At 34.5% G+C, this 26403-nt stretch carries 29 protein-coding genes and 1 other RNA gene; 12 read left to right on the forward strand and 18 right to left on the reverse strand.

The genetic code is table 11. The annotated features are described in order from the left end of the window. Window positions 1–62: 62 nt before the first annotated feature. The 6 genes from P0Y62_09225 to P0Y62_09250 all read right to left on the reverse strand — a co-directional run bounded on the left by P0Y62_09225 (window position 63) and on the right by P0Y62_09250 (window position 4383). On the reverse strand, window positions 63–524 hold the full coding sequence (locus P0Y62_09225; protein ID WEK71734.1) for a regulatory protein RecX: 462 nt from the start codon (window positions 522–524) through the stop codon (window positions 63–65). Window positions 525–589: 65 nt separating this feature from the next. Continuing rightward, window positions 590–1855, reverse strand: coding sequence for a serine hydroxymethyltransferase (locus tag P0Y62_09230; GenBank protein WEK71735.1), 1266 nt, complete (start codon window positions 1853–1855; stop codon window positions 590–592). Between the two features lie 105 nt (window positions 1856–1960). Continuing rightward, on the reverse strand, window positions 1961–2380 hold the full coding sequence (locus P0Y62_09235) for an arsenate reductase ArsC (GenBank protein WEK71736.1): 420 nt from the start codon (window positions 2378–2380) through the stop codon (window positions 1961–1963). 132 nt (window positions 2381–2512) lie between these two features. After that, window positions 2513–2986, reverse strand: a complete 474-nt coding sequence (locus P0Y62_09240) for a DUF6428 family protein (protein ID WEK71737.1) — start codon at window positions 2984–2986, stop codon at window positions 2513–2515. Window positions 2987–3043: 57 nt separating this feature from the next. Further along, window positions 3044–3370: a metalloregulator ArsR/SmtB family transcription factor gene (locus P0Y62_09245; GenBank protein ID WEK71738.1), complete on the reverse strand. Its 327-nt coding sequence runs from the start codon at window positions 3368–3370 to the stop codon at window positions 3044–3046. A 113-nt stretch (window positions 3371–3483) separates the two neighbouring features. After that, window positions 3484–4383 (reverse strand): NAD(P)/FAD-dependent oxidoreductase, encoded by a 900-nt coding sequence (locus P0Y62_09250; GenBank protein WEK71739.1) that lies wholly within the window; start codon window positions 4381–4383, stop codon window positions 3484–3486. A 181-nt stretch (window positions 4384–4564) separates the two neighbouring features. Here P0Y62_09250 and P0Y62_09255 point away from each other — a divergent pair, with 181 nt between their 5' ends. Further along, window positions 4565–4939 (forward strand): transcriptional repressor, encoded by a 375-nt coding sequence (locus P0Y62_09255; protein WEK71740.1) that lies wholly within the window; start codon window positions 4565–4567, stop codon window positions 4937–4939. A 35-nt stretch (window positions 4940–4974) separates the two neighbouring features. Here the strand turns inward: P0Y62_09255 and P0Y62_09260 are convergent, their stop codons facing one another. From P0Y62_09260 to P0Y62_09280, 5 genes are all read right to left on the reverse strand, one after another. Next, the gene (locus tag P0Y62_09260) at window positions 4975–6501 is read right to left on the reverse strand and encodes a glycosyltransferase family 39 protein (protein ID WEK71741.1); all 1527 of its coding nucleotides are present in this window, start codon (window positions 6499–6501) and stop codon (window positions 4975–4977) included. Between the two features lie 193 nt (window positions 6502–6694). Next, window positions 6695–7897 carry an efflux RND transporter periplasmic adaptor subunit gene (locus P0Y62_09265; protein WEK71742.1) on the reverse strand — a complete coding sequence of 401 codons (1203 nt, stop codon included), beginning with the start codon at window positions 7895–7897 and terminating at the stop codon, window positions 6695–6697. 91 nt (window positions 7898–7988) lie between these two features. Continuing rightward, the gene (locus P0Y62_09270) at window positions 7989–9257 is read right to left on the reverse strand and encodes an ABC transporter permease (GenBank protein WEK71743.1); all 1269 of its coding nucleotides are present in this window, start codon (window positions 9255–9257) and stop codon (window positions 7989–7991) included. Window positions 9258–9307: 50 nt separating this feature from the next. Further along, on the reverse strand, window positions 9308–10537 hold the full coding sequence (locus P0Y62_09275) for an ABC transporter permease (protein WEK71744.1): 1230 nt from the start codon (window positions 10535–10537) through the stop codon (window positions 9308–9310). A gap of 92 nt (window positions 10538–10629) precedes the next feature. Beyond that, complete coding sequence (locus P0Y62_09280) at window positions 10630–11319, reverse strand: ABC transporter ATP-binding protein (protein WEK71745.1); 690 nt, start codon at window positions 11317–11319, stop codon at window positions 10630–10632. A gap of 429 nt (window positions 11320–11748) precedes the next feature. Between P0Y62_09280 and P0Y62_09285 the strand changes: the two genes are divergently transcribed. The 7 genes from P0Y62_09285 to P0Y62_09315 all read left to right on the forward strand — a co-directional run bounded on the left by P0Y62_09285 (window position 11749) and on the right by P0Y62_09315 (window position 17137). Next, a complete protein-coding gene (locus P0Y62_09285; protein ID WEK71746.1) occupies window positions 11749–12723 on the forward strand; it encodes a ribonucleotide-diphosphate reductase subunit beta in 975 nt (324 codons plus the stop codon). 137 nt (window positions 12724–12860) lie between these two features. After that, window positions 12861–13148, forward strand: a complete 288-nt coding sequence (locus P0Y62_09290; protein ID WEK71747.1) for a hypothetical protein — start codon at window positions 12861–12863, stop codon at window positions 13146–13148. Between the two features lie 50 nt (window positions 13149–13198). Then, window positions 13199–14866 (forward strand): ribonucleoside-diphosphate reductase subunit alpha, encoded by a 1668-nt coding sequence (locus P0Y62_09295; protein WEK71790.1) that lies wholly within the window; start codon window positions 13199–13201, stop codon window positions 14864–14866. Between the two features lie 129 nt (window positions 14867–14995). Beyond that, a complete protein-coding gene (locus P0Y62_09300; protein WEK71748.1) occupies window positions 14996–15454 on the forward strand; it encodes a hypothetical protein in 459 nt (152 codons plus the stop codon). Beyond that, window positions 15451–15651, forward strand: coding sequence for a helix-turn-helix transcriptional regulator (locus P0Y62_09305; protein ID WEK71749.1), 201 nt, complete (start codon window positions 15451–15453; stop codon window positions 15649–15651). The genes P0Y62_09300 and P0Y62_09305 overlap by 4 nt, the downstream gene beginning before the upstream one ends. A 168-nt stretch (window positions 15652–15819) precedes the next feature. Next, the gene (locus tag P0Y62_09310; GenBank protein WEK71750.1) at window positions 15820–16710 is read left to right on the forward strand and encodes a DUF72 domain-containing protein; all 891 of its coding nucleotides are present in this window, start codon (window positions 15820–15822) and stop codon (window positions 16708–16710) included. 202 nt (window positions 16711–16912) lie between these two features. Beyond that, window positions 16913–17137, forward strand: a complete 225-nt coding sequence (locus P0Y62_09315) for a hypothetical protein (protein ID WEK71751.1) — start codon at window positions 16913–16915, stop codon at window positions 17135–17137. 14 nt (window positions 17138–17151) lie between these two features. On the opposite strand, the gene P0Y62_09320 is transcribed toward P0Y62_09315, so the two are convergent. The 6 genes from P0Y62_09320 to P0Y62_09345 form a co-directional block, all read right to left on the reverse strand. Further along, window positions 17152–17727 (reverse strand): hypothetical protein, encoded by a 576-nt coding sequence (locus P0Y62_09320; protein ID WEK71752.1) that lies wholly within the window; start codon window positions 17725–17727, stop codon window positions 17152–17154. A 29-nt stretch (window positions 17728–17756) separates the two neighbouring features. Then, a complete protein-coding gene (locus P0Y62_09325) occupies window positions 17757–18401 on the reverse strand; it encodes an HD domain-containing protein (protein WEK71753.1) in 645 nt (214 codons plus the stop codon). Next, window positions 18394–19239, reverse strand: a complete 846-nt coding sequence (locus P0Y62_09330; protein WEK71754.1) for an alpha/beta hydrolase — start codon at window positions 19237–19239, stop codon at window positions 18394–18396. Before P0Y62_09330 ends, P0Y62_09325 begins: the two co-directional genes overlap by 8 nt. A 99-nt stretch (window positions 19240–19338) precedes the next feature. Then, window positions 19339–19980, reverse strand: a complete 642-nt coding sequence (locus P0Y62_09335; protein ID WEK71755.1) for a DUF4241 domain-containing protein — start codon at window positions 19978–19980, stop codon at window positions 19339–19341. A 121-nt stretch (window positions 19981–20101) separates the two neighbouring features. After that, entirely contained in the window at window positions 20102–20614 is a 513-nt protein-coding gene (locus tag P0Y62_09340) for a hypothetical protein (protein WEK71756.1), read from the reverse strand. A gap of 3 nt (window positions 20615–20617) precedes the next feature. Next, entirely contained in the window at window positions 20618–23233 is a 2616-nt protein-coding gene (locus P0Y62_09345; GenBank protein ID WEK71757.1) for a valine--tRNA ligase, read from the reverse strand. Window positions 23234–23362: 129 nt separating this feature from the next. Between P0Y62_09345 and P0Y62_09350 the strand changes: the two genes are divergently transcribed. The 4 genes from P0Y62_09350 to P0Y62_09365 all read left to right on the forward strand — a co-directional run bounded on the left by P0Y62_09350 (window position 23363) and on the right by P0Y62_09365 (window position 25919). Next, window positions 23363–23842 (forward strand): DUF1573 domain-containing protein, encoded by a 480-nt coding sequence (locus P0Y62_09350; protein WEK71758.1) that lies wholly within the window; start codon window positions 23363–23365, stop codon window positions 23840–23842. Window positions 23843–23949: 107 nt separating this feature from the next. Beyond that, the gene (locus P0Y62_09355) at window positions 23950–24819 is read left to right on the forward strand and encodes a polyphosphate kinase 2 family protein (GenBank protein ID WEK71759.1); all 870 of its coding nucleotides are present in this window, start codon (window positions 23950–23952) and stop codon (window positions 24817–24819) included. Between the two features lie 142 nt (window positions 24820–24961). Next, the gene (locus P0Y62_09360; protein WEK71760.1) at window positions 24962–25339 is read left to right on the forward strand and encodes a hypothetical protein; all 378 of its coding nucleotides are present in this window, start codon (window positions 24962–24964) and stop codon (window positions 25337–25339) included. Between the two features lie 37 nt (window positions 25340–25376). Next, the gene (locus P0Y62_09365; GenBank protein ID WEK71761.1) at window positions 25377–25919 is read left to right on the forward strand and encodes a hypothetical protein; all 543 of its coding nucleotides are present in this window, start codon (window positions 25377–25379) and stop codon (window positions 25917–25919) included. Between the two features lie 78 nt (window positions 25920–25997). Here the strand turns inward: P0Y62_09365 and rnpB are convergent. Next, an RNA gene (gene rnpB, locus P0Y62_09370) (RNase P RNA component class A) lies at window positions 25998–26323 on the reverse strand. Window positions 26324–26403 lie beyond the last annotated feature (80 nt).

Consider the following 26403-nt stretch of genomic DNA (forward strand, 5'->3'; position numbering starts at 1 on the left):
AAGTATATGGCAAAACTATATATTTTTTCTTAAAAAGCAAGAATATCAAAATTATATAAATGTTAAGTATCAATAAAATGTAAAATTTCATCATATTCAAACCCTCTACTTAAAAGATATTTAATGGTTTTTGATTTTTTATGAAATTCTTTCAATCCTTTTTGTTTACTGTAGTAATCTTCATATATTTTTCGAAGAGTTGCTTCATAATCCATTTCATCAATTTCGTCAAAACAGAAATTAATGAGTTTTTCAGAAATCTGTTTCTGCTTGAGATTCAGCTTAATTTTATTCCTGCCCCAATGTTTGATGTAAAATTTTCCACGGATATAACTTCGTGTAAATCTTTCTTCATTTAAATAATTTTCTTTCATCAGATAAAGCAATATTTCTTCTTTAGCTTCATCAATTAAAAGAAATTCCTTCATTTTTTGCTCCACTTCTGCATGGCAGCGGTCCTGATAAACACAGTAGTTTACCATTTTCAGCTTAATTTCATCAAAAGTAAAAGATTTCTTTTCCATACTTTAGAGATAAAAAAAGAATGAGCAAACGCCCATTCTCTATATTATTGTAACGAAGATAAATATTAATAATTGAATAATGCTTTACCTTCCATCAATTCATTAACTTTCTTTCTTACAGAAGTAATCACTTCTTCATTTTTGATGTTGTCAACCACTTCAGAAATTAATCCTGCAATAGTATCCATATCGTTTTCTTTTAATCCTCTGGTCGTGATCGCCGCAGTTCCCAATCTGATACCGGAAGTGGTAAATGGCGACTTATCATCAAACGGAACCATATTTTTGTTACAAGTTATATCAGCAAGAACCAAAGCTTTTTCAGTTTCCTTACCGTTTACATTTTTATTTCTAAGATCAACAAGCATTAAGTGATTGTCTGTTCCTCCACTTACAATATCAAATCCTCTGTCGATCATTGCTTTAGCCAAAGCCTGAGCATTAGACTGAACCTGCTTTGCATACGTTAAGAACTGATCATCCAAAGCCTCGCCGAAAGCAACCGCTTTACCTGCAATCACATGCTCTAATGGACCACCTTGAATTCCTGGAAAAACAGCTCCGTCAAGAACCTGGCTCATCATCTTAATCTCTCCTTTTGGTGTTTTGTGACCATAAGTATTTTCGAAATCTTTGCCCATCATAATCATTCCTCCTCTTGGACCTCTTAAAGTTTTGTGAGTTGTAGTCGTAACAACATGACAGTGCTCGAACGGATTATTTAAAAGTCCTTTTGCAACCAAACCTGCAGGATGCGCAATATCTGCCCAAAGTGTAGCTCCGATCTCATCCGCAACCTCTCTGAATTTAGCATAATCCAGATCTCTTGAATACGCAGAGAATCCAGCAATAAGCATTTTTGGTTTTTCTCTCAACGCCACTTCTCTCATCTGATCGTAATCGATAAGACCTGTTTCTTTTTGAACTCCGTAAGACACTACATCATACTGAATTCCTGAAAAATTAACCGAAGAACCGTGAGTAAGGTGACCTCCCATTGAAAGATCCATTCCCATGATTTTATCTCCAGGTTTCAAAACTGCCAGATAAATTGCCGCATTTGCCTGAGAACCGGAATGTGGCTGAACATTTACATAATCTACTCCGAAAAGCTCTTTAGCTCTGTTGATCGCTAAAGTTTCAACCTCATCTACTACTTCACAACCTCCGTAATATCTTTTACCGGGATACCCTTCAGCATATTTGTTTGTCAACACACTTCCCATTGCTTTCATGACGTTCTCAGAAACGAAATTCTCAGATGCAATCATCTCAATTCCATGGGTTTGTCTTTGTCTTTCTTTTTCAATCAGGTCGAAAATTATGTCCATTTTACTTTTAGTTTTTGAAATTTTTCATGCCAAAAGTACGAAATTTTCAGCGAGATTTCAGCATTGGTAAATATGATTTTTAGTTTTAAAACATATCAAATTGCTTTAATAAATGTTTTCTTTAATGAAATTCTCGCAATATTTCTTTATTTCTTCACGAACATTTCTAAATTGCTGATCAATCTCTGCAGATATTCCTGTAGCTTTAGCCGGATCCTGAAAATTATGATGGAATTTTAAAGCTCTAGTTGGAAAGTATGGGCAATTTTCTTTTGCATGATCACAAACCGTAATGACGAAATCAAAATTAATATCCTTATATTCCTCAATATGGTTAGAAGTGTGATGGGAAATATCAATTCCATCTTCTTTCATAGTAGCAACAGCTTTGGGATTTACGCCATGAGTTTCTATTCCGGCGCTGTAAATTTCAGCTTTTCCCTGGGCAAAATATCTCAAATATCCCTCTGCAATCTGACTTCTGCAGCTGTTCCCGGTACAAAGTACCAATATTTTCTTTTTCATATTTTAAACAAATAGCCAAATGATATTGATGATGCAAAACTTAGGATCAAATCCGAAAATAAGCTGCAAAACAATAACTGAGGTTGTGATAATTAATGGTTTTCTGTATTTAATCAATGGGATTTTCATGCTTTAGCAACAGCCTGAATTAGGCGAACAAGAGTTTTTTTTATTTCCGGACAATTCACTCAAATTTATTTTTTGTTTTTGCGGAGGAATTCCGCATGCATCTTCAGCAAGACATGCCGTAGTTTTATTTTTGAGAATAAAATGTCTTCCATTAAAATCAAGATCATACTTACCGATCGTTTCAGCCTGATATTCCACTTCAATTTCAAAATTACCTATCCCTAATTTTTCTTCAGAAAGATGAATAATCTGAAGTAATTTTATCGGCTTTAAACGGTGTTCATAATCATCGGCATTCCAAAGTTGAAAATTCACTTTTTCTTCCTTTCTGATCGTTCCGCCACAGTCAATAAAGTTTTTAGTAACCATTCCGATTTCTGTTACATGAAAATGCTCCGGAACAACCTGTCCGTTTTCAAGCTTAAACTCCACATTATCCAATGTCGGAAGTATTTCTTTGATTTGTTCTAGTGTCATATTTTATTATTTTAAATTGCAATATCGCAATATTACGATTATTTATTCCAAAAAATTTTAACAGCAATTCTGTTTTTTTACGGAAGAGATTACCTTAGAAAAAAATACATTCAAAACTTCAAATGCCTTTTCATCAATACAGTAACAAATTGATTTTCCATCAATATTTCCTTTAATCAATCCTGCATTTTTCAATTCTTTCAGATGTTGAGAAACAGTTGGCTGTGCCAATGGAAGTTCATTTACAATATCTCCGCAGATACATTCATTTACTTTTAATAAATATTCAATGATGGCAATCCGTGCGGGATGTCCCAATGCTTTCGCTATTGCTGCCATTTTATTTTGCTGTTCGGTAAAAAAATCGGCTTTGGTCGCTCCCATTACTTAAAAATATATCGCAATATTACGATAATAAATTTTCCCGGCCAATTTATTTCTAAAAAATCCTTTCAAAAATTGAAAGGATATAATATTATATAAAAGTATATAAAAGTTTAAAATTCTTCTTCCGACAGTTCTTTATTCACAACAGCACCTGCAAAGTTTCCCTGTGCAACGGCATTGGCAACCGATCTCATCATTGTAACATTATCTCCGTAGGCAAAAATTCCAGAAATACTGGTCTTCTGCATTCCATCAACTTTGATAAATCCCTGTTCATTCAATTCAATTCCTAAATCATCAGTCTTGATATTCTGTTCGAAAGGGATTTTTGCATATAAGACTTCCAAAGGAATCTCTTTTCCGCTTTTAAGAATCACTTTTTGTATTTGTCCGTTTCTGTGCACAACTTCTATAACCTTATCCTCAACTATGTCGATCTTATTCTGATTGAATTTTTCAAGCTGCTCTTCAGTTAAAGCCGATTTTCCATTTGTAAATAAAGTCACCTCTTTCGTTAAATTATAAACAAGCTTGGTAAAATCAAAAGCCAGATCACCATTTGCCATAATTCCGGTAGCTTTTCCTTTTACTTCATATCCGTGACAATATGGACAATGAATCACGGAAATCCCCCAACATTCTGCAAATCCTTTAATGGAAGGCATTACATCTTTTACACCTGACGCAAGAATTAATTTTTTAGCATAAAATATTTCACCCTTTTCTATTTCAACTTGAAATTTTTCGCCATTCTTTGAAATTTTAACCACTACTCCATCTTGAAATTTTACCGTTTCATATTTAGAAACCTGCTCTTTAGCCAGATCAGAAATTTCTTTCGGAGTTTTCCCATCCTGCGTAATAAAATTATGCGAATGTGGAGTTTGTCGGTTACAAGGTTTTCCGCTGTCTATAATTAAAACGTTTCGTAAAGATCTTCCCAAAGTCATTGCGGCAGATAATCCTGCATAGCTTCCTCCTATAATGATGACATCAAATTTAGTTTCCATAATATTTCTTGTTGATAGTTGATAGTTGATAGTTGATAGTTGATAGTTGATAGTTGATAGTTGATAGTTGATAGTTGATAGTTGATAGTTGATAGTTGATAGTTGATAGTTGATAGTTGCAAAGGTAAATAAATTTTCACTAATGCGACTTGATCGCAATAATAATTTTTATATTTGCAGTATGGCAAAACGAAATACCATCACAAAACAGTTGATTCTGGACTCTTTAAAGAACTCAAAATCTGCTGTAAGTCAGGAAATTTTACAGAAAGAACTGGGAGAAGCCGTAGATCGTGCAACGATTTACAGAGTTTTGAATAGTTTTTGTGAAGACGGAATTGTTCACAAAATCTTAGGAGATGACGGAAAATTTTATTTTGCGTTTTGTGTAAATTGTTCGGAGAAAAAACATCAGCACAATCATTTTCATTTCAAATGCTTAACCTGCGGAAAAATCGAATGCCTGCCAAACGAAGTTGATGTAAAACTTCCGCAAGGTTATCAGTCTGCTACTTTCAATGGATTTATTTCAGGATATTGTAAAAATTGCTCTTGATCAACAGAAACTAAATATTAACATATAATTCAATGTTAATAACCGTTTTTCTCTTCATTAATTTCATCCTGTAATCTTTTCCTTATATCTGTTTTTGCTCCTTCGAAATTGAAAATGGTTGCTCCTTTTTCTCTTGCAAAAGGATTGGTCACTGAATCTATTATTTCAGATTTTCTGAAAAATGGACTTGTCTCCTTCAATTCATTTCTACCGTTCCCCGGTTCTTTCACCCGAATCACATTGACGTATTTTTCACTTAGATCAAACCAATTAAGATAATCCGCATTGAAAGAAACTGCTTTTACCTTCTGTTTGGAATAATAATTAATTGCTCCGGCTTGTCCGTAATTGTCACAAAGAACTAAGGTTTTCCCGGATTTTGACAGTTTTGAATATTCTTTATCCACTTTTTGAGCCATTTCTTTCCAACCCTGCATATCTGCGAAATCCTGCGGCAAAAAATGATCTTTGCCATCTTCCCAGCGAAGCAAACCGAATTTCTTATAATTTTCAGGATGCTCTACAATATATTGAGGACTTTTATTCGGGAAAGCCAGATTGTATAAAGGCAAAAACAACAAGACAGGAATTAAAATACCAACCGGCATTACAACACGTCTCTTCCAGCCTTTATCAAAAAGACGAGCAAGAAAGACCGCACCTATGCCAATGTAGGCAGGGTAAAGTCCTATCGCATAATAATCTTTGGCCTTGAAAAATAAAAACAGTGCAATCGTAAAAACGTATGCCCAAAACAGAAATCTGATCTTTTCGAAAGGCTTGTAAAAAATAAGGGCATAAAATCCCGCAACGATCACAAAAATCACCCCAAAGAAAAACAGAATCTGAGACTTAACAAAATTGAAACGATCGACATTCACCAGCTGTCTTTCCGAAAGCTGCTTCATATGAAGAATGACCGGAAAATTATTATGATACTGCCATAAAATATTAGGCAAAATAATCAGCAAAGCTAATAATGCAGCAAAGTACAAATGCTTTTGAAGGAAAATTTTACGTTGTTGGGTTATCAACATCGCCGGAATTAATCCTAAAACCGAAAATGCAATATTGTATTTATTCAGAAAACCTATCCCGAAAATGATGGCTGCAATGTAAAGCCATTTTATTTTTTCCGAGTTGAAATATTTAATTAAAGCATAATACAACATTGTCCAAAGCAAAACTTCGAGAGACGTCGGCTGGAAAAGCATATTCAAACGAAGTAAAACTGATAATAAAATTCCGGTTGAAGCTAAAATCTGAGCATAGAAATTTCCTTTTAACTCCTCGACAATTTTCCAGACAGCAACAATTGTTAAAGCTCCGAACAGTGCAGGAAAAAACTTAACCCAAAATAAAGAATTGCCTAAAAATTTAACAATAAAAGCTAACCAAGAATTTACAGGCGGAACCGATAAATATCCCCAAGCTAAATGATCGCCTTGGTCCAGGTGTAAATATTCGTCGCGGTGGAGTTCGTATTCAGGATCGATTATAGAATATTGCAGGATGAATTTTGCCAAAACAAAAAGGAAAAGGATCAGATATTCTTTTTTCATAAAAATGGTTTGCTTCATAAAAGTAAGACATTTCAGAATAAGGTTTTATTACTTCTTTTCACACTATATTTCAAAATAAATACAAATAGTATTTTAATATCACTATTTTTCTGATAATAAAACAATTTTAAAAAAAAAATCCTGAGCAAAAATATCTCAGGATCACAGTTTAAAAATTTATAGTGTTAGTTTACTATTTTTTTGATTTTTCTTTAAGCTCTTCTTTGTCTTTATCTGACGGGTTCCAAACTTTCACTTCAGAATTCTGGTCAATTCCTGATCCTGGAAGAACCTGAACATTAATCCCATCGCTTGCTCCCAGTTTAACGTATGTCTTTTTAAATTTTCCGTCTTTTTGTTTCACTTCTACAAAAGGAACATCTTTTCCATTCTTCTTTTCATATTGAACTAGAGATTCATCCAATAATAAAGCATTTTTCTGAGAGTTCAGTACAATTTCCCCATTCGCTGAGAAACCGGCTCTGATATATTCATTGTTCGGGTTTTGAACATCTCCTTCCACAGGAAATTTTATTGTCCCACTCGTATCTTTTCCTTTAGGAGCAATCATAGTAAGTTTGCCTGGAAAAGTTTTGTTTTGTAAAGCACCAATTATGATATTCATGCTCATTCCCTGTTTTAATTTTCCAGCCTGAGCTTCGTCAATTTCCCCCTGGAAAATCAAAGAATTAAGATCTGCAATAGAACAAATTGTTGTACCTGCGTTGAAAGAGTTGGCTTCAATTACCTGGCTTCCTACTTTTACAGGCACTTCAAGTACTGTTCCTGAAGCTTTTGAACGGATCTGTGTCGTTGCTAAACCTTGTAATTCAGGTGTTGAACCTGTTTTTGCGATCTGTAATGCTTTTTGTGCAGTTACTAAAGCCTGTTGAGCATTTTTAAGCGTTTGCTCCTGAGAATACAATTGTTGTTGCGCATTTAAATAATCTTGCTTTGAAACTACTCCTTGATTATACAATTTGGCCTGCATATCAAATTGCTTTCTCATATTATCTACGTTCAACTTTGCATTGCTAATCTGAAGTTGTTGATTACTCACATTCTGCTGTGCACTGTTCACATCAGAAAGATTGGGAACAATTCTTACCGTTGCAATCAATTGTCCTACTTCCACTTTATCTCCTTCATCTACCAAGATTTTATCAATGATTCCTGCAATATTCGGTTTGATTTCAATTTCTTCTTTCGGAACAATTTTTCCGGTTGCCATCACTTTATCATCCATATTCTGAATGGTAGGTTTACGAGTAAGGAAAGCCTCGCTCTCTTTAGAATTCGATTTCACCAAATACCCGATTCCCGAGAATAAAGCCACTGCAAATAAAAGCCCCAAGAAAATGTAAATGGCTTTTTTCCAAGTGAATTTCTTTTTCATATGTATAGTTTATTTTTTAAATTTTATTAAAAATTGAAAAATTCAAGATTACTTTTTTATTATCAAATTTTCAAATTGATTCATTTTCAAATTATTCCGTTCTTAAAGCTTCAATAGGTCTTATTTTTACAGCCCTCTGTGCCGGAATCATTCCGATGATTAATCCCAGAATAACCATTACCGCCATTGCCGCGAAAACGTTTCCGTAATTTACTGTCGGATTATAAAACGGAAAGGAATCCTGTCCCTTTGTAGCAATATCTAAAATCATTAATACAAAAATCCCCGACATGAATCCGAGCAATCCGGATGAAAGCGTGATGACCACACTCTCCAGCAAAATCTGGTTTCTTACTTCAGAAGGTTTTGCTCCTAAAGCTCTTCTGATCCCAATTTCTTTAGTTCTTTCTTTTACCGTAATTAAAAGAATATTTGAGATGGCAATTACTCCCGCAAGAATCGTTAATGTTCCTACAATAATCGTTAAAAGCTGCATTCCCGATAAAAATCCTGTCAGTTTTTTAAATTCTTTTCCAAGATTAAAAGTTCCGAAAGCATTCGTATCATCCGGCGATACATTATTTTTGGATTTCAACTGTTGCCTTACTTTTTCCTCCACTTTATTTACATCCGCATTTGGCTTGCTTACAATAGCGAAAAAATCTACTTTATCACCGTTGTTATACATTTTTGTAAAAGTTGAAAGCGGGATAAAAACCGTTTGATCATTTTCCATTCCTCCTCCTTTTTTCACTCTGAAAACTCCAATCACATTAAAGAAAATACCTTTGATATTAATGGATTTTCCTAATGGATTTTCATTCTTTTTAGCATCGAAAAAGTTTTTGTAAACTTCTTCTCCAATGACTACAACATTTTTATTTTGCGAAATATCCGCATCGTTGAGATATCTTCCGAATATTAATTTTTTCTCTGAAATTTTATTTCCCAAAGGATAATCGCCATTTAAAGTATAGGTAGCTGATTTTCCGTTTCTGGACATTTGCTCTCCTGCATTTCCAAAGTTTCCTCTTGAATTCTGTGGAGAAATGTAATCTATTTCCGGAATTTTCCTTTTCAATATTTCAATATCTTCAAGCTTCAGATGAACCTGTCTTCCTTTAGGAAAACCGTCGTAAGGAATCGATGTATTCTGAGCCCAAAGGAAAATAGAGTTTGTTGCAAATCCCGAAAACAATTTATCGAAACCGTTTTCCATTCCTTTTGCCGCCCCAAGCAAACTTACATACAAAAACATACCCCAACCCACACCAATCATGGTAAGGAATGTTCGAAGCTTATTATTCCTCAATGAATAATAAATTTCCTGCCAAGTATCTTTTTTAAATATTATGTTCACTTTATTTAATTATTAATGATGAAATTATTAATGATCACTTTCAGCCTGAATTATTCCGTTCTTAATGCTTCAATCGGTTTAATTCTTGATGCTCTGTATGCCGGTACAAACCCTGCAATCAATCCTGAAAAAACCAGCGCAACAAACGCCATAATAATCGTTCCCCATCCTACGCTCGGACTTTTAATAAAGTATTCTTCGAGATTATTTCCGATTAAATTTAAAGCTAAAACACCCAGTCCTACTCCCACAAATCCTGAAACTACTGTTATCACAACGCTTTCCTGAACAATCAGAGCAACAATACTTCTCGGTTTTGCACCAATAGCCTTTCGAACCCCTATTTCTTTAGTTCTTTCTTTTACGATGTAAACCATGATGTTACTGATCCCGATAATCCCAGCCAACAATGTCCCCATACCTATAAATCCTACAATCGCCGTAAGAACGGCCATAAAAGTAAATGTATCATTCATGTTTTTAGCATTATTCCAGACTCTTACACCATTTTCGTCATTAGGAGAAACATTTTTTCTGGCCTTTAATCTTTCTTTTAATTCGTCTCCATATTTTATAGCTTCCTCCGGACTTAATTTATCATTATAAGCGATATAATTTATGCTAACCGTATCAGAACCTTTTTTCATTTGCTGCAAAGTCGTGATAGGAACTGTAATATGTCTTTCATCCCAGTCACCGCCGTCATCAGAGAAAACACCTACCACCTTAAACATTGTACCGTTTATATTTAATTCTTTCCCAACCGGACTTCCATTTTTAATTAAATCTCTTTGCACCATTCTTCCGATTACGGCAACATTCTGCTTTCTTTCCAAATCTGTCGGCGTCAGATAACGCCCGTCCAACATTTTCCGGTTTTCGATGATTTTCTCTTCAGGCTGAGCTCCATTAATCTGATAATTCCCGCTTTCTTTACCATATTTAACTAATAAGTTCGCGGTATATCTTGGTGTAGAGCTTCCTACTTTTTCTTTATCTACATTCACCAGGAAATCGTAGTCAGAATTATTCATCGTGACAATTCTGTCAGATTGAAGTCCTTTATAGGCAATGGTTGTTTTTCCTGTAACGATTGAAATCAGATTCTGGGCATCTCTCGCAAAGCCTTGTGTAAAGGCGTTCTGAAGTCCCGTTCCGATTCCGAAAAGCACAATAAAAATAAATAACCCTAAAGCCACGGTAAAACCGGAAAGCACCGTTCGCAATACATTACTGCGAATGGAACTGAATATTTCCTGCCAACGATCTAGGTCGAACATTTTTTTATTATTAAAAGATTAAAAAATTGAAATATTAAAGCATTATTACTGACTTTAATATTCAAGCTCTTTCATTGTTGAGTTTAAATAATCTATAAAACAATTTGTTTTATAAATGCATCACTTTCTATAATCCCGTCACGCAGAATAACATTTCTCTTCGTTTGCGCAGCTACATCAGGTTCGTGCGTTACAACAATGATTGTTTTTCCTTCATTGTTAATATCCTGAAGAAGCTTCATAATATCGTGCGTCGTTTTAGAATCTAAAGCTCCAGTAGGTTCATCTGCCAAAACGACTTTGGGATTTGTGATCAGAGCTCTCGCAATAGCAACTCTTTGTTTTTGCCCCCCGGAAAGCTCATTCGGAAGGTGATTCGCCCACTGAGCCAACCCTACTTTTTCCAAATATTCCATAGCTTTCTGATTTCTCTCTTTTCTCGGTACATTCTGATAATATAAAGGAAGTGCCACATTATCTAATGCAGTTTTGTAGCCGATCAAATTAAAAGATTGAAAAATAAATCCTAAAAACTTACTTCTATATTCCGCAGCCTTCACTTCAGACAAGTGCTCAATAGGAACACCATCCAATTCATAAGTCCCCGAATCTTTTTCATCCAAAATACCGATGATATTAAGAAGAGTAGATTTTCCGGAACCAGAGCTTCCCATAATAGAAACAAATTCCCCTTCCTCAATATTCAGATTGATTCCCTTGAGAACGTGCAGTTTACTCTTACCCGTATCGTATGACTTATGTAAATTTTGAATTACTAACATTAAGTGATTTCATTTAGTTTTATTATAAGTAGGAGATATTTTTATTTTGTTACAAGAATTACAATTAATTAAAATATTTCTCTGTTTAATATTTAAAAAACTAAAAACCAATCATTTAAAATAAAACGTTTAATTAAAAGCATCACAAAACATTTAATTTCATAAGCTAAGTATCTCGAAACCAATGATAGAGCAGGTTCCTAACAAATGTGGAAAACTTTTACCTTTAAAATTCAAACATTTAAGCTTTTCCCCTTTCAAAATAGATTGTCGTTTTCTAACTTTGTGCTTCGCAGGTCACAAGAGATGAAGGAAAATTCAGGTGGATAAGTTTACCAAGCAACCATTTGACAATCAATCCATTATTTATTTCTTGAATGTTATTCACACGGATCGTTTTTTGTAAATTTTTAAAGACATTATTTTAATATGGGAATTTTTGATAAAAGAGTAAGTTATAAACCATTTGAATATCCGGAGGTTCTTCAATTTGTAGAAGCGATCAACAAATCGTTTTGGGTACATTCGGAAGTAGACTTTACTGCAGATGTTCAGGATTTTCATTCACAACTTGAACCTCACGAAAAGCATGCAGTAAAAAACGCATTGTTGGCCATTGCACAGATTGAGGTATCAGTAAAGACATTCTGGGGAAATCTGTACAACCACCTTCCAAAGCCTGAATTTAACGGTCTGGGAGCAACTTTTGCAGAATGTGAATTCCGTCACTCGGAAGCTTACTCAAGACTTTTGGAAGTCTTAGGATATAATGAAGAATTTTCAAACGTAATAGAAATTCCTGCTGTAAAAAAGAGAATTGACTTTCTGTCAAACGTTTTGAAACACGCTAATTCTGCAACACCTAAAGAATATGTATCTTCTCTTTTATTATTCAGCATTCTGATTGAAAACGTTTCGCTTTTCTCTCAATTTGCGATTATCCTTTCTTTCACAAGATTTAAAGGATACATGAAGAACGTTTCCAATATCATCGCCTGGACTTCTGTAGACGAGCAGATTCACGCCAATGCAGGAATCTATTTAATCAACAAAATCCGTGAGGAGCAACCTGATTTATTAACGGATTCAGATATCGAAGATATTTATACTTTGGTTGATCAGTCCGTAGAACTGGAAGGCGAAATCCTTGACTGGATCTTCGAATTAGGTGAATTAAGCGTTTTCTCAAAAGAAGACCTATTAAACTTCATGAAATACCGTGTTGATGACAGCTTAAAGAAAATCAACATGAGAACAAAATACAACGTTTCTCCGGAACAATACAGACCAATGGTTTGGTTCGAAGAAGAAGTATTTGCTAACTCTATGGATGATTTCTTTGCAAAAAGACCGGTAGATTACACGAAACACGATAAGAGTATTACTGCGAACGATCTTTTCTAGTTTTAGAAAAAGCGCGAGCGAAGCGAGCGTCAAAGCAGTTAGTATTAGTGATGTCATGCTGAGCGAAGTCGAAGTATCTCTAAAAAAGATTCCTCGTTCCTCGGAATGACAAAAGCCATCAAAAACAAACACAAAACATGATTAATGTACTCGTAACCTATACCGTAAAACCGGAATTCGTTTCAGAAAACAAGGCGAATATTCAGAAGTTTTTGGATGATTTCAAAAAATTAGACCAGAACAATTTTGAGTATAAAGTATATCTGAAAGAAGATGGCGTTACATTTTTACATTCTTCAAACTATATCAATGAAGAGGTACAGCATGAGGTTTTGAACGTTCCATCTTTTAAAGAATTTCAAAGATTAAGAGATGAAAGCGGATTGAACGGTTCGCATAAAGTAGAAATTTTACAATCAATATAAAACAACAACAAAATTCCTGAGTGTGTAAAAGCATTCAGGAATTCGAAAATATAAAGACTATGGAAGAACAAAATTCAAATATATGGTGGCTCAATGAAGAGTCTGAGCAAATGCTAAACAGAGGCTATTTGCTGAAAGGCGAAACTGTGGAAGGAGCTATCGACAGAATTACGACTGCAGCTGCAAAGAGATTATATAAACCTGAACTTCAGCCGGCATTCAAAGAGATGATCACAAAAGGATGGATCAGCTTCTCTTCACCGGTTTGGGCCAATATGGGAACGCAGAGAGGTCTTCCTATTTCTTGTTTCAATGTTCATATTCCTGACAGCATCGAAGGAATCACTCACAAAATGGGTGAAGTAATCATGCAGACAAAGATCGGGGGTGGAACTTCAGGATATTTCGGAGAGCTTCGTAACAGAGGAACTGCAGTAACGGATAACGGGAAATCTTCGGGAGCGGTTTCTTTCATGAAATTGTTTGATACCGCAATGGATGTTGTTTCTCAGGGCGGAGTAAGAAGAGGAGCTTTTGCAGCTTATCTTGATATCGACCACGGAGATATTGAAGAATTTTTATCTATTAAAGACATCGGAAGTCCTATCCAAAACCTGTTTACGGGAATTTGCGTTCCTGACTACTGGATGCAGGATATGATCGATGGAGATATGGAAAAACGTAAAATCTGGGCAAGAGTTTTGGAAAGCCGTCAGCAAAAAGGACTTCCTTATATCTTCTTCACAGATAACGTAAACAGAAACAAACCACAAGTTTATAAAGACTTAGGATTACCTGTAAATGCAAGTAACCTTTGTTCTGAAATTATGCTTCCTTCCTCTATGGAAGAGTCTTTCATCTGCTGTTTATCATCTATGAACTTAGAGTTATATGATGAATGGAAAGATACTGACGCTGTGAAACTGGCAATCTATTTCCTTGATGCTGTTTTATCGGAATTTATCGACAAAACGGAAGGTAATTATTATCTTCAGGGAGCCAGAAACTTCGCAATGCGTCACAGAGCGCTTGGATTAGGAGTTTTAGGTTACCATTCTTACCTGCAGAAAAATATGATTCCGTTTGAAAGTTTTGAAGCAACTCAGTTCAACGCAAGAGCTTTCAGACACATTAAAGAACAGGCGGAACAGGCATCAAGAGAGCTTGCAAACATCTACGGAGAACCGGAATTACTTAAAGGATACGGATTAAGAAATACCACAACCATGGCTATTGCTCCTACGACTTCAAGTTCTGCGATTTTAGGACAGACTTCCCCTGGAATTGAGCCGTTTGCTTCCAATTATTATAAAGCAGGTCTTGCGAAAGGAAACTTTATGCGTAAGAATAAGTATTTGGCAAAATTATTAGAAGAAAAAGGTCTTGACAACGAAGAAACATGGAGAACCATCATGTTGAATCACGGTTCTGTTCAGCATTTGAAAGAATTAACTGAAGAAGAAAAAGCTGTATTTAAAACCTTTAAAGAAATTTCTCCGATGGAGATCATTTCTCAAGCAGCACAAAGACAGCAATATATTGACCAGGCTCAATCACTGAACTTACAGATTCCTTCCACCATGCCTGTAAAAGATGTAAACTATCTTTATATTGAAGCATGGAAAAAAGGAGTGAAAACATTATATTATCAGAGAAGCTCTTCAGTTTCTAAAGAACTGATGGTAAACTTTGTTACTTGCTCAGCTTGTGAAGCATAGCAAATAGTAAACAATTAAAAAACTAGGGAAACCGCAGAGTATTCTGCGGTTTTTATTATTTAAAAAAAGTAAAATAGCCTTTACATTTTGTAAAAAATTTATTACATTTGAATACCCAAAAAATAGATTATGAAAAATACATTAAAACTTTTACCAAATCATTTCAAAAAAATCGGCTGGTTTATTTTTATCCCTTCTTTGATTATGGGAATAGTCTCCCTGGCTAACCTTTTTACTTTGCCGGAAATTTCTTTACCCGTTTTTTACAATTCAGGATTCCCTCTAAGCAATGAAAAGCACGGATTGTTTACAAAAACCAATATTGATCTCTTTCCAAACCTCTTTGGAATACTCATCATTATAGGAGGAATATTAATCGGATTCTCAAAAGAAAAAATTGAAGATGAATATATTTCTGGTCTAAGGTTAAAATCCGTATTCTGGAGCTTAGCAGTTACCTATTCTCTTATTTTACTTTTATTCCTGACCGTATTCGGAATCGCATTTTTTACCGTAATGATTCTCATTATATTTTTACCACTGGTTCTGTATATTTTCAGATTTAATTATGTATTGCTTAAACAATGAAGAATAAGATTAAAATAGAAAGGGCTGTAAAGAATATTACTCAGGAAGATCTCGCAAAAATAATAGGGGTCTCAAGACAGACTATTAATGCCCTGGAAGCCGGAAAATATATACCTTCTACAGTGTTGGCCTTAAAAATTGCAAAATATTTCGAAAAAAAAGTGGAAAATATCTTTTTATTGGAAGATAATGATTAAAATTAATTTAAAAATAACCATAGAATTTCTATGGTTATTTTAGTTATGACTTCTTCTTACTAAACATTTTTCACAGAAAAAAAGAAGGATTTTACAAGTATTAAGGAGAATAAACGGCCATATTAATGCCTTAAATTCTTAAATTAGCCATAGACTAAAAATACTCTTATGAAATTCGGACAAGTAGAAGACCCTTCAAAAATAGATTTCACTTTACCCAAAGATCATCCCAGAACGAAAGATATTTTAAAGCAAAATAAAAAAGGGCTAGAAAACATCTCAATCGGGTGTGCTAAATGGAACAAAACCGATTTGAAAGGATTCTATCCTAAAGGCACGAAAGACGAGCTGTCTTACTATTCTACGCAATTCAATTCTATTGAACTGAATGCTACTTTTTACGGAATGCCTACTCCGGATCAGGTACAAACCTGGAAAGAAAAGACACCACCAGATTTTAAATTTTTTCCGAAAATCACCAATACAGTTTCTCACTTTAGAAGATTATTAAATATTGATGATGTGGTCACTCAATTTGCTTCAGCTGTACTGAACTTTGATGAAAAATTGGGAATGGTTTTTCTACAGCTTCATGATAATTTTAAACCAAAAGATTATGAAAGGCTGGAAAAATTTGTGAATAACTGGCCACAAGAAGTTCCCTTGGCCATAGAATTAAGAAATACGGATTGGTTCAGTGATGAGGAAATCCTCAATAAAACCTGTGAACTCTTTGAGAAAAATAACATTACAAACATTATTGTAGACACAGCAGGAAGAAGAGATATGCTTCATATGAGGCTTACCACTCCCAATGCTTTTATCAGATATGTCGGCGCGAATGCAGAAAGCGATTACGAAAGATTGGATGACTGGCTCAAACATCTTACGGAATGGAAAAAAGAAGGGCTTCAAAACCTTTATTTCTTCGTCCATCAAAATATTGAAAAAGCATCCCCACTTTTATCAGCTTATTTCATCAAAAAAATGAATGAAGAATGGAAAACCGAGCTTAAAGTACCTCAAATGGCTACCGAAAGCATGCAAACTTTATTTTAACACCCAAATAAAAATTTATTAAAACAATATTATCAATAATAACTCCCTAAAAAAAACTTCTTAAAAGCACAAAAAAACCATCAAAAGACACAAAAGATCAACACTTTAAAATATTTTATAATATTTTATAATATTTTATAAAATTCACTATATTGTGATAGTTTAAATCACATTATGTAGAGTAATTAATAAAACTAAAATAATGGAAAAAGAAATTTGTACCATCACCCTCACAGGAGATCAGGCGGAACAGTATACATTCTACAATGACAATACAATAAAAAAAGTAGAAAACAATAATGATACTAATCCATTAATTGAATGGGTAACTCCCAGTCAGATTAACAAACATAATAAAGACAGAATTATCAGAAGCTGTCCGGAAGATGTAAAAGAAATCGTAATGCAAATATTAGATTATCCTTAACAGGATAATCTAATTTATTTTTTTCTTATGAATAAAGAAAGATTTAAAAACAGAAGCAGGAGATCTAATGTGATGAGAACTCCCAGTTTAATATTTTCCTGATTATAGATCTCTATTTCTTTTTTAGCAATGCCAGACAGTTTTACACTTTGGTTAATGTAATTCTGCACCTCGATCATTTGGTCAATATTTTTATTCGGAACTGAGTGCTGAGAAAAATAAACGGCATTTTTTTTACCTAAATATCCGATAATCCAATATTCATCAGAGTTTTTCATTTTGAGGTATTCAACTCTGTAATATTCAGGACGGATTTTCCCCAAATGCATGACTTCAAAACCATCACTCTTCCCGTTTTTGACATTCAGAACATAAAAATCCAATGGTTGGGGAAGCTTATTAATCAGCTGCAAAGCAACAGCATTCTGTACAATACCGATTGAACTTTTTTTAATGAACCAATAGGTAAAAAGAGAAATGGAAAAAACCAATATTACAGCTCTGAAAATCTTTGCCCATCCTAATTTTACCTTTGATAAAAAAAGTGAGATGATCAAAGTAATCAATATGATAAAAAGAAGATACCCCATTTCACAAAGATAGTCAATTAAGAAATCATCTAATCAACATTCCATTCTTTATAAAACTGATCAAGAAAACTCAGCATAAAATCATGTCTTTCCTGTGCTATTTTCTTACCTTCAGAAGTATTCATCAGATCTTTCAGCAAAAGAAGTTTTTCGTAAAAATGATTAATTGTCGTCCCGTTTGATTTTTTATATTCTTCTTTAGACATATTCAGGCTTGGTTTAATATTCGGATCATACATCGGGTTATTTTTAAAACCACCGAAATTAAACGTCCTTCCTATTCCAATTGCTCCAATTGCATCAATTCTGTCGGCATCCTGAACGATTTTAAGCTCGATCGGAAGATTTTCAGGCGCTTCTCCCCTATTTTTAAATGAAATATTTTTGATCACGAATAAAACCTGTTCAATAATATCTTCGGAAGCATTCTGACTTTCTAAAAATTCACGCGAAATTTTTAAGGCCAAGGTCTCATCTCCATTATGAAATTTAGGATCTGCAATATCGTGCAATAACGCAGAAAGTTCAACGACCTCAACATTACACTCTTCTTTTTCAGCAATCTTTTTGGAAAGCTTCCAGACTCTTTCGATATGAAACCAATCATGTCCCGCTTCTGCCCCTTCTAATTTTTCTTTCACAAATTTTATTGTGTTAGCAATTAAATTATTCATTTTTCAATTCTTTTAAAATAATTTCCCAGAGTTTTTTATTATAACTCCTGAAAAAATTAATATGTCCTATTTCCCCTTTTTCGGATTCAGAAACCTTTACCAATCTGTAAGTCGGATTAAGATTCCGGTAAGTATCCTCCAATAAGCTCCTTACTCCTTTTTCTGTAAGCCACACATCATCCTCCGCCCGGATCACCAATACTTTTTGATATAATCCCTTAGAATAATCATCTATTTTTTCCAACAGACCGTTGGTAGATTTCCTGTTCAAAATTAAGGTTCTCCAGTCATAAGCGCAATTTTTTGGAAGACTTTCTCCCAACCCAAACCAATTTGCAGGGAAATATCCTAAAAGCTCCGTAAATAAAGGCTGTGCCACTCCAAATCCCAAAAGAGCCTCTGCCTTTGTCTGCCATCTTAGATTCCCTACAAAAGCATTCTGAGTACCCACAAAGACAAATTCATCAAATATTTTAGCATCCCGGTTCATTCCTAAAATCAATGCACCGACAGAATGTCCTAAACAATACTTTCTATAGGTCGGGAAATTTTCCTGTATATAATCGGTAAGTGTTTTAAAATCCTTTGTTCCCCAAGTTCTCATGGAAGCTTTAAAATTCTTCATCTTTAAAGGCTTTGAAAGGCCAATTCCCGCATAATCATAAGTAATAACCGTAAAACCCTGTTCTGCGAAAAAGTGAGCAAATGAAAAATAGATCTGCTGTTTTACTCCTGTTGCAGAATTAATCAGCAAAACTTTATGATTAGTATTTTCAGGAATAAAAACGTGAGCTGCCAGATGCATTCCGTCTTCAGTTTTAAGAATAATTTTTTCCATAAAACAATAAAAAGTCCACTTCAAAAATGGACTTTTTATTTTAAAATATTTTATCTAAAAACTTTATTTCAGTATGCGGTAAATAGTTATTTAAACTTATTAGCCCACAAGCACTTCTATAAACTCCGTTACAATTTTAACCGGTTCCCCGTTTTTATTATAAGCAATATAGCTCGCATAAAATCCTTCTCCATACCCGGTTTCAAAAGCAAAAATAGTTCCCGGATGATCTTCCAAAGGTTTTAAGAATGCATACTGATCGATCGCTCCGTTTTCATCAAAGAAATATTCATGGAAAAACTCTTCATAAATTCCCATGAAGTCAGCTCCCTTATTTTTGTATAATTTCTGTTCCAGCTCATTAAGGCTGTTTTGCGTATCAACATCCATAAAGCAGCCCATTCCGCTTTCTACAGGATAACCAAAAACTTCTCCATCGGCCAGATCTTTTTCATTTTGTCCGGCAGTTGTTGCCATTTTCCATTCAGCAATCTCTGAGTTGCTAAAAATAATTTCAGCATAAGCTACACAATTGCTTTCTCTTTCTTTGTGCAGTAAAACAGAAAAGTCTCCCTTTGGAAATTCTGTTGCGAAAGGCTGCATGTCGTTTGTAATCAGAGGATCACAAGACACAAGCTTTCCGCTTGAAAGGTAGATTTTCCCAACTTCGAAGCTTTCCAACAAAGGACTTTCCACGAAATTTTTCGAGAATAATTTTTGTATATTTTCTAAATGTGTCATTTTAATTTTTTAGGCCAAGATTAAGGTTTAGGCTAAGCTGAGACTCAACCTAAAACAATAAAATTATAAATTCGTCAATTCTTCTTCACTAAATATATTTTGAATGTTGAAAAATAAATGATTATTCTCCAATAATATCAATTACATTCGGTGATGATTTGGAATATTTTACCTTTACTTCTTCACCAATATAATAGTGTTCAAACTCTTTTTCAGTAACGATTTCACTTGCCAGAATTTCTTGTCCGTCCGCAGTAACGAATGCTACTTTAATTTCTGCAGAAGCATTATTCCTTTTTTTCAGAATATAGCCATCTACAATTTTTCCGGTGGTTACCAAAGAATCGTTCATCATTTCATCAGATTCCTGAACCGTTTGATAGTAAATAATTCCTCCAGAAATCACAAAAAAGAAAATAATCAATCCAAACACTACAAATCCGAACGATTCACTTTCCCGGATATTTTTAAAACTGAAAAGAAACATTCCTGAAAATATACTGAGTGAAACACCGAAAAGCATGGTTAAAGCAATTAAATATTCCGTTAAAACACCTAAAGGCAAAACAAAGATGATGACTAAAATAATCAGTATCGAAACGGCTGCAATAATTCTTTTTTGTGAATCTTTCATCGTTTACAAACTTTTCAGCTTTTCTTCTAAGATCGCAATCTTATCAAGAGCATCTTTTTGCTTTTTGCGCTCAACTTCTACAATCTCTGGTTTTGCATTGGCAACAAACTTTTCATTAGAAAGCTTTTTATCTACCGAAATCAGGAATCCTTTTAAATATTTCAATTCTTCTTCAGTCTTGATTTTCTCTTCTTCTAAATCCAGGTTTTCACTTAAAGGAATTGAAATTTCCGTTGAACCAACCAGGAATGTAAAACTAGGTTTATCGGTTTTCGTTCCAAAATGGATTTCAGAAACGTTTGCCAATTTTTTAATTACCGATTCATTCGCGAATTCTGAAGCGTTTGTATAAATTATTGCAGCTTCTCTTGGTGAAATTCCTTTTGTCTGACGGTAATTTCTAACTCCAGAAATAATCTCAGATGCTGTTTCGAAGTTTTTAATAATATCTTCACTAAATGCTTCTGCTTTTTTCTGTTGAGCAATAACTAAAGCCTCATCAGCTTTTCTCTCAGCAATCAACTGCCAGATTTCTTCTGACTGGAATGGCAAAAATGGATGAACCAATTTCATTAATTCTTCGAAAAGAGCAACTGTTTTGTTATAAACTTCTTTAGAAATTCCTTCTCCGTAGTTGGGCTTAATAGCTTCTAAATACCATCCACAGAAATCATCCCAAATGAGTTTATAGATCAAATGTAAAGCATCAGAAATTCTGAATTTTTCAAACTGATCATTAATTTCAACAATTGTTCTATTTAATTTATTTTCAAACCATTCTATGGTCTGAATTTCTGTACTATTTGCTGGTTTATCTTCATGATTCCACATGTTGATCAGACGGAATGCACTCCATATTTTCGTCATGAAATTTCTTCCTTGCAGCATCAAATCTTCATCAAAAAGAAGATCATTTCCTGCCGCAGAACTTAATAAAATTCCTACACGAACTCCATCTGCACCATATTTGTCCATCAGTTCCAACGGATCCGGTGAGTTTCCAAGAGATTTTGACATTTTTCTTCTCTGCTTATCTCTTACAATCCCTGTGAAATAAACATTTTTGAACGGAACTTCTTTTCTGTATTCCAATCCTGCCATGATCATTCTTGCTACCCAAAAGAAGATAATATCCGGACCTGTTACCAAGTCGGAAGTCGGATAATAATAATTAATATCTTTATTTTCAGGATCAAGCAATCCGTCGAAAACGGACATTGGCCATAACCATGAAGAAAACCATGTATCAAGAGCGTCTTCGTCTTGTTTTAAGTTATTGGTTGTTAGTTGATCGTTGTTGGTTTTTTGCTTCGCAAGTTCAAGTGCTTCTTCGATAGTTTCTGCAACTACAAAGTCATTTTCTCCGTCTCCATAGTAATAAGCAGGAATTTGCTGTCCCCACCAAAGCTGACGGGAAATATTCCAGTCACGGATGTTCTCCATCCAGTGCTTATAGGTATTTTTAAACTTCTCGGGATAAAATTTAACCTCATCATTCATTACAACATCCAAAGCAGGTTTCCCGATTTCAGACATTTTCAAGAACCACTGAACAGAAACTTTAGGCTCAATCACCGCACCTGTTCTTTCTGAAGTCCCTACTTTATTCACATAGTCTTCTGCTTTTAGCAAAAGATCTTTTTCTTCCAGTTCTTTTGCGATCTGCTTTCTTACTTCAAATCTGTTTTTCCCTGCGTAATGCAAGCCATAATCATTCAGATTTCCATCATCATCCAAAGCATCAATCATCTGGAGATTGTGCTTCTGTCCGATCTCATAGTCATTAATGTCATGAGCAGGCGTAATTTTCAATGCTCCCGTTCCGAATTCGATATCAACGTATTCATCTTCGATAATCGGAATTACTCTGTCAACAATCGGTACGATTACTTTCTTACCTTTCAAATGAGCATATCGCTCATCATTAGGATTGATACAAACCGCAGTATCCCCGAAAATAGTTTCCGGACGCGTAGTAGCCACCGAAAGAAATTCTTCCGAATCTTCGATCTTATATTTTAAGAAATAAAGTTTTCCGTTTTGCTCTTTAAAAATTACTTCTTCATCAGAAATATTGGTTTTTGCTTCCGGATCCCAGTTTACCATTCTATACCCACGATAAATCAGTCCTTTATTATATAGATCAACAAAAGATTTGATTACCTGCTGAGAAAGTTTAGGCTCCATCGTGAAACGTGTTCTGTCCCAGTCACAAGAACAACCTAGTTTTTTCAACTGCTCAAGAATTGTCCCTCCATATTTATCCGTCCAGTCCCAAGCATGTTTTAAGAATTCTTCGCGGGTAATATCAGATTTACTGACCCCTTCTGATTTCAGTTTAGCAACAACTTTAGCTTCAGTAGCAATTGAAGCGTGATCTGTTCCCGGAACCCAACAAGCATTGAAGCCCTGCATTCTTGCACGGCGGACCAGAACATCTTGAATGGTATTGTTCAGCATATGCCCCATGTGTAAGATCCCCGTAACGTTGGGTGGAGGAATTACAACAGTGTAAGGCGGCTTGTCATTCGGCTCTGAATGGAAATATTTGTTTTCCAACCAGTAATTGTACCACTTTTGTTCTGTTTCCTGTGGATTGTACTTTTCTGAAATCTGCATAAATTCTATTACTTTAATTTACAATTTGCAAAAATAGTCTAAAGAAAAAAAATTTTAAGTATGAATTAAAATAATTTTTAACTTTGTTTCTTAAAATTTATCTAAACAAACGTATTAACATTCAAGAATATGAAAAAATTAATTGCAGGAATTGCATTATTCGGGACATTTGCTGTTGCATCTGCACAAAGCATCACTTTCGATACTACTACATTTGACTATGGTGCTATTAAACCGGGAGCTGATGGAACAAGATTTTTTAATGTAACGAATACTGGAGATAAGCCTTTGATTATTTCAAACGTAAAGCCATCTTGCGGATGTACTACTCCTGAATTCAGCACAGATCCTATTCTTCCTGGAAAATCTGCGAAAATTAAAGTTGGATACAACACGGCTAATCCTGGTGCTTTCAACAAAATGATCGAAGTATTTTCTAATGATCCGGTAAACAGCAGAAGCGTAATCTATATTAAAGGTAACGTAGATCCTAATGCTCCTGAGCCAAAGCCTTTGACTCCTGAAGAGCTAAAAGCAAAAGAAAAGGCTGAGAAAAAAGCGGCTAAAGTAGCTGCCAAAGAAGCTAAAAAAGCTGCAGCTGCAAAGTAAATCTCTACTCAAAAAATAAAAAACCGTCTCGATCGAGACGGTTTTTTTTTATTACATTTATACTACACTTACTTATTCGAATTAAAACCTATTAACACTTACAAAATATGGATAAAGATTTTTCAGATGATTTTCTCATTAAAGGAAGTTTTTCTATAAAAAAAGCTTCAACTCAATATAAAGGAAAACTTACTAAGGAAGAAGGAGAATCACTTCTTATCAAGGAAAAAGAAAAGCTGCGTGAACTACAGGAAAAACTGTATTCAGACGGAAGCCAATCTCTTCTCGTTGTCCTACAGGCAATGGATGCTGCAGGAAAAGATAGCTTAGTGGAACATGTTTTCGGCGGAGTGAATCCGCAGGGCTGTAATGTGACAAGTTTTAAAACTCCGAGTTCAAAAGAATATTCCCACGATTTTTTATGGAGACATTATTTGGCATTACCACAAAAAGGAATGATCGGGATTTTTAACCGTTCCCATTATGAAAGTGTTTTGGTATGCAAAGTTCATCCTGAGTACAATTTGAGTGAAAAAACCTGGAAATCCGTAAAAGATTTTGATAAGAAGTTCTGGGAAAACCGCTACGAAAGTATCCGAAATTTTGAAAAACACCTTTCACAAAACGGAACAACAATAATAAAAATATTTTTGAACGTTTCCAAAGATGAGCAAAAGAAGAGATTCCTGGACAGAATCAATGAACAGGAAAAAAACTGGAAATTTTCTATGGGAGATCTTCCGGAGCGGGCTTTATTTGATCAATATATGATGTGTTATGAAGAGGCCATCAACGAAACTTCAAAAGATTACGCACCATGGTATGTTTTACCGGCAGATAATAAATGGTTTGCAAGAGTAGCTGCTATTCAGATCATTATTGACACCATGGAAAAAATGAATTTAAAATATCCACAACTTTCAGAAAAAGATAAACAGGAACTGAAAGATGCAAAAAAGCAGTTGGAAAATGAATAAATATTAAAGGCTCTTCCAACAGCTGATTACAATAGTTTCTCAATTAATAAAATACACCTAAAAGTGAATAATTTTGCCTTGGTGTATTTTTTTATTTATATTTATATTTATATTTATAAAACTAAATCATTAAACTTTAAACATGAAAAAACATTTATTGTTATCAGCCTTTATAATATTAGGCTTAACATCTTGCAGTAATGAAAGAGCAGCGATCGATAATGCAGAAAGTATGAAAAGCCCGGAAATGGAAAATTTCAACAAGGCATTGAGAAGTATAAACCAACCTCAAAACAGACCTACTGCAGAAGAAAGAAAACAACATTCTTTAGAAATGAGTGATTCAAGAAAAGAACTTTTAGTTCCCGCTTCAAAGGATTTAATTCTTTCTACAGGTATTTCCGAAAAAGAAATGATGCGTCAAACCGGAGGTGATAAAACAAAAATAATTGATTGGGCCAATAAGATTTATTTTGAAAAAAGCAGGCAGATCAATAGAAACCTGAAACTTGAAAACTAATTCATTTACTATTTAATCCAATCAAATTGTATTCACCATGAAAAAAATAGCACTATTAATACTTTTATTCTTAGGAATTTTCGCATTTTCTCAAAGCCACACTTTAGTTATTATTAATAATACCGGGCTTGATGCTGTAGGCAGACTCATCACAGCAAGCCGTACAACTCCTGGCGGACCTTTTATGTTTGCATTTCCCAACCCTCCTTATACCTCATACACCGTTCCTGCAGGACAACATGCAGATTATAATAATTTTGATAAAACAGGAGATCCACCGGTAATTTTCCCAATTCCCGGCTGGAATGTGGTAAATAACCCCAATCCTGCATTTAATGGGCCTCAGCCTTATAATTCTCCAGCCGTAAGTTCAATGGTAACATTGAATGAATGGGCAGGCTTTCTTTTCAGTTTGGTTGATCCTATAACAGGGGATCCTGTTGATGATTTCGAAATAGGAAATCCGGCAATTGCTGCCAATGCAAGTTTTGTTGTAAATACAGATCAATTTGGAGCAAATACAGGCATTTATGTACAATGGGTGTATTCAGGTTCTTATATTTACTTATTTATAGGATAATTAAAGACCTTAGATAACAGAAAAAGCGGAGATAGTCTCTCCGCTTTTCTATTGTTATGCAATTTAAATTTTATCAAAATCACGAGAAAATCTATAAGCCGGATTTTGTTCTTCAAAAAAGAAGTGCCTGTTATTTATCTGCGTCGTGCATTGCTGCAAAACTTTAGCTGATTACCCCTCGGCTTTCAGAGCGAGCAACCCCTATTTCCATTGCTGAAAAGAACCGATATACTTATCATTGCACCACAAAGAGTTTACCTGATTTCACTACAGCCGAACTGTACATCCTTTCTGTTGCACTTGTCCTACCCTCACGGGTGACGGATGTTATCCGCTTTGATGCTCTATGGTGTCCGGACTTTCCTACCCTTGCCAAAGCAAGAATCAACAAGCCGATTTTCTCGTGGCTGCAAAGATACAAATTTAGTTAGGAGTTGAAAGTTATAAGTCATGAGTCTTTAAAATCTTCGTTGTATTAGAATTG

Origin of the sequence: Candidatus Chryseobacterium colombiense (assembly GCA_029203185.1) — a bacterium.
GTDB lineage: Bacteria > Bacteroidota > Bacteroidia > Flavobacteriales > Weeksellaceae > Chryseobacterium > Chryseobacterium colombiense.